5 protein-coding genes are annotated in these 3381 nt (G+C 64.3%); 2 read left to right on the top strand and 3 right to left on the bottom strand.

Annotation, left to right across the window (positions count from 1 at the left end; translation table 11 throughout):
- Positions 1–603, bottom strand: a 603-nt coding sequence (locus KJ554_11870) for a YgiQ family radical SAM protein (GenBank protein ID MBU0743028.1), incomplete at its 3' end; no start/stop codon positions are given.
- 165 nt (positions 604–768) lie between these two features.
- On the opposite strand from KJ554_11870, the gene KJ554_11875 reads away from it, so the two are divergent.
- The gene (locus KJ554_11875) at positions 769–1335 is read left to right on the top strand and encodes a DNRLRE domain-containing protein (GenBank protein ID MBU0743029.1); all 567 of its coding nucleotides are present in this window, start codon (positions 769–771) and stop codon (positions 1333–1335) included.
- 270 nt (positions 1336–1605) lie between these two features.
- Here KJ554_11875 and bamE read toward each other — a convergent pair whose 3' ends face one another.
- Entirely contained in the window at positions 1606–1929 is a 324-nt protein-coding gene (gene bamE / locus KJ554_11880) for an outer membrane protein assembly factor BamE (GenBank protein ID MBU0743030.1), read from the bottom strand.
- Here bamE and KJ554_11885 point away from each other — a divergent pair.
- Positions 1847–2053 (top strand): hypothetical protein, encoded by a 207-nt coding sequence (locus tag KJ554_11885; protein ID MBU0743031.1) that lies wholly within the window; start codon positions 1847–1849, stop codon positions 2051–2053. The genes bamE and KJ554_11885 overlap by 83 nt on opposite strands.
- On the opposite strand, the gene KJ554_11890 is transcribed toward KJ554_11885, so the two are convergent.
- Positions 2050–2772, bottom strand: a complete 723-nt coding sequence (locus KJ554_11890) for a hypothetical protein (protein MBU0743032.1) — start codon at positions 2770–2772, stop codon at positions 2050–2052. The two genes, KJ554_11885 and KJ554_11890, sit on opposite strands and share 4 nt — an antisense overlap.
- Between the last annotated feature and the right edge of the window lie 609 nt (positions 2773–3381).

Raw genomic sequence — 3381 nt, forward strand, 5'->3', positions numbered from 1 at the left:
ATCTTCCCGCGCCGCGGAGGCCGCCAGGCGCTCGGCGATCTCGACGACCTGCCGCTCGCCCATGCCGTAGACCAGGATGTCGGCGCGGGCGTCCAGGACGAGGGAGCGGCGCACCCGGTCGTCCCAGTAGTCGTAATGCGCGAGACGGCGCAGGCTCGCCTCCAGCCCGCCCAGGACGATCGGCACGCCCGGGCAGGCCTCGCGCGCGCGGTTGGCGTAGACGATCGCCGCGCGGTCGGGCCGCAGCCCGGCCCGGCCGCCGGGACTGAAGTCGTCCGACCGGCGGCGCCGCTTGTTCGCCGAGAGGTTGGCGATCATCGAGTCGACGTTGCCGCCGGTGATCCCGAAGAAGAGACGCGGCCGGCCCAGCGCGGCGAAATCGCCGGCGTCGCGCCAGTCCGGCTGGGCGATGACGCCCACACGCCAGCCGTGCCGCTCCAGGAGCCGGCCCACCAGCGCCACGCCGAAGGCGGGGTGATCGACGTAGGCGTCGCCGCTCACCAGAACGATGTCGCACGCGTCCCAGCCGAGCGCGGCCATCTCCGGCCGGCTCATCGGCAGGAAGGGGGCGGCGGCAGCTGGCGCGGCGGGTATGGACGGCATGGCGCGGCCTCGGCACGGGGGTCAAAGGAGTGTTCCAGTCCGGAAATGTTGTGTGGGGCGGGGGGCGTTGTCAACACGATTGACTCTTGATGCTCGGTTTTGACAGAATGACCGAGAAGTATATGTATCGATGCGATGCGAAGGCCGTCATGATAGGGGGAAACCATGAAACGTCTGCCATGGTGTCTCGTGCTTGTCGGGGTCCTGGCGACGGCTGCGGTTGCCGAAGAGCCCATCACGCTCGTCCTGAAGCAGGGAGTAAGCGGCTACACGGGCTGCGCCGACACCTACATCGACGAACAGAATCCCGCGAGCAACTTCGGCACCCTCTGGTACATGCACCTGTACATGTACAGCGATGATCCCCGCCACAGCATCCTGATCCGGTTCGACCTGGACGGCCTCATCCCCGACGGCAGCGTCATCGTGAGCGCCACGCTCTCGGTCTGGCTCTACCAGCTGGTGGACATGTCGAGCAGCAACTGGATGTCCGTCGGGCCGTACCGGCTGCGGGACTATCGCGACTGGGTCGAGACCGAGACGTCCTGGAATTTCATGAGAGGGAGCACGTACTGGTCGACGCCGGGCTGCGAGAACACTTCCTTCGACCGGTACGCCACCCTGGGCAGCCGGCTCTACTTCTACAACACGTCGTCGGTGAACACCTACTACCACTGGAACGTGACGCCCAGCGTGCAGGCGTGGCACGCCGGCGCGCAGAACGACGGCTAGCTGCTGCGGGGCGAGGCCCACGACGGCGGCTCCGACGGCCTGAGCTTCAACGCCAAGGAGAGTTCGAGTTCGGGCTTCCGGCCATACCTGACCATAACCTACGAGCCGCCGATCGGTGCCGAACGCGAGGCCTGGGGTGCGGTCAAGACGCTGTACCGGTGATATTCGAGCGAAACCCGGCGAGGGCCGTCTTCCCGCGGGGAGGCGGCCCTCGCCACTGTCGCCGCCGGGGTCGGTGATGCGCCGGGCCGGCTCCCGGGGCGCCGCCGCTCAGTCGGCCTTGCCCTCGTCGTGTTCCGTCGTGCTGAAGGAGTAGGACGCCACCACGCCGCCGTCATCGAACCGCACGACCAGATCGGACGTGCGGGGCCTGCCCAGCAGGCGGTAGCGGTACTTGCCGTAGGTCCACGTCCGCTTCCCGTCCTCTTCGCCCACCCGCCACGGAGCGCCGAAGGTCTCCCGGATCTCGGCCTGCGTCGTCTCGCCGATGCGGATTTCGGAGACGTGACCCATGGGGAAGTCCCGCCCGACGGTCGCGCAGCCGGCCGCGATGAGCCAGGCGCAGGCGAGCGCGCCGGCCAGGACGCGCGGCATCGCGGGAGCACGGGGAATCCGGATCGTCGGCGCGGTCTGGTTGCTCATCATCTACCTCTTTCTGGACATGAACCTGGAGGCGGCCTTCCGCGTCGGCCCCGCGCCGTCGTCCGACCGTCCCTAATCCGGGATGAAACCGTGTCTTACCAGGAGCATGTCTCCATCCTGGATCAGGCCGATCCCCGGGGCGTAGATCTTGCACTCCCTTTCCCCCGGTTTCAGGGCCGACCCCTCCTGCGTCTTCAGGCAGTTCTCGAACGTGCCGGCTGGTGTTTCGAGCGTCTCCGTGAGACCGACGATCTCGGCGCGGTCCATGGCGACGTCAGGCGCGATCTCCTGATAGTATTTCAGGCCCATCTCGGGTGCGCCGGGCATGATCAGACCGGGCTTGTTGTCGGCAGCATCCGCCCGCCACGCGCCTTCGTGGCCGGAGATCTTCCCGTCCGTGTAGATATCCACGTCCTCGCCGAAGTAGAATACATCCCGGGTCCCCTGGTCCACGGCGAAATAATTCCGCGACACCTCGATCAACTTTCCGTCCCGCCACTCGCGTTCCTCCACGACACGCGTTTTCACGCCGGCGACGTCCATAGTCTCGTCCAGCACGGTGATGACGAGCTTCTCGTCCTCGCCTGCATAGACGAGCTGGTATCCCGCTTCCAGGACGAAATATGGGTTCCGTCCGGTAGGCGCCAGGGTGCGTTCGGACAGGCCGAACTCCTGCTGCCATTGCGCGGCGACGGTCTCCTGAGCAGTCGCTGTCTTGCTCGTTTCTTCGGATGGCCCGCAGCCGGCGGTTACGAGTACGAAAGACAACGATAAGATGACGAGGTAGATCTTCATTTTCTTTCCTTTTCTGTCGGACGTTAGCTTCGGCTACAAAGGCGAATGGCGTGGCCCCGGCTCCGCCAGTGGCTGACAAGTGCCTTTGGCAGCAAGCTCATGATACGGACATCAACGCCTAGCTGCCCTATTCAGCATAGAACAGCTTCAACATTGTCCCTACAACGCCTAATACTTGCGTCCCAGGGGAGATGTCGAGCATTTTGGTCAAGTCCATTGGGTCGGCATATACTACTCCGTAATCCAACTTTTCCAGAAATGCCTCTCGCACCGAATCAGGCTGTTCCTTCAACGATCGCAGGAAGTCCTTCTCCATTCCTTCGCCGCCGGTATTCGTGCCGCCACTGGTGTTGACTTGTCGAGATATGGGACACAAACGAAGATAGGGGTGCGAGTACTCTCTAAGCCTGATCGCTTCCCGATTTTGGATGTGATCCAGAAAATACCCCTCCGGAATTGACTCCATGCTTAACAGCCCGTCGAAAAACCCCGAGTTCGCCCTACGCCACCGTTCCCCAGAGATGATGACCGGTGACACACCCACCGGAGGTTCCGCGGCGAAGATGTGATCTCACTCTCACTCGTGCTCGGAGAACTCGCCTGACAGTC

Source organism: bacterium (assembly GCA_018814885.1).
GTDB lineage: Bacteria > Krumholzibacteriota > Krumholzibacteriia > LZORAL124-64-63 > LZORAL124-64-63 > JAHIYU01.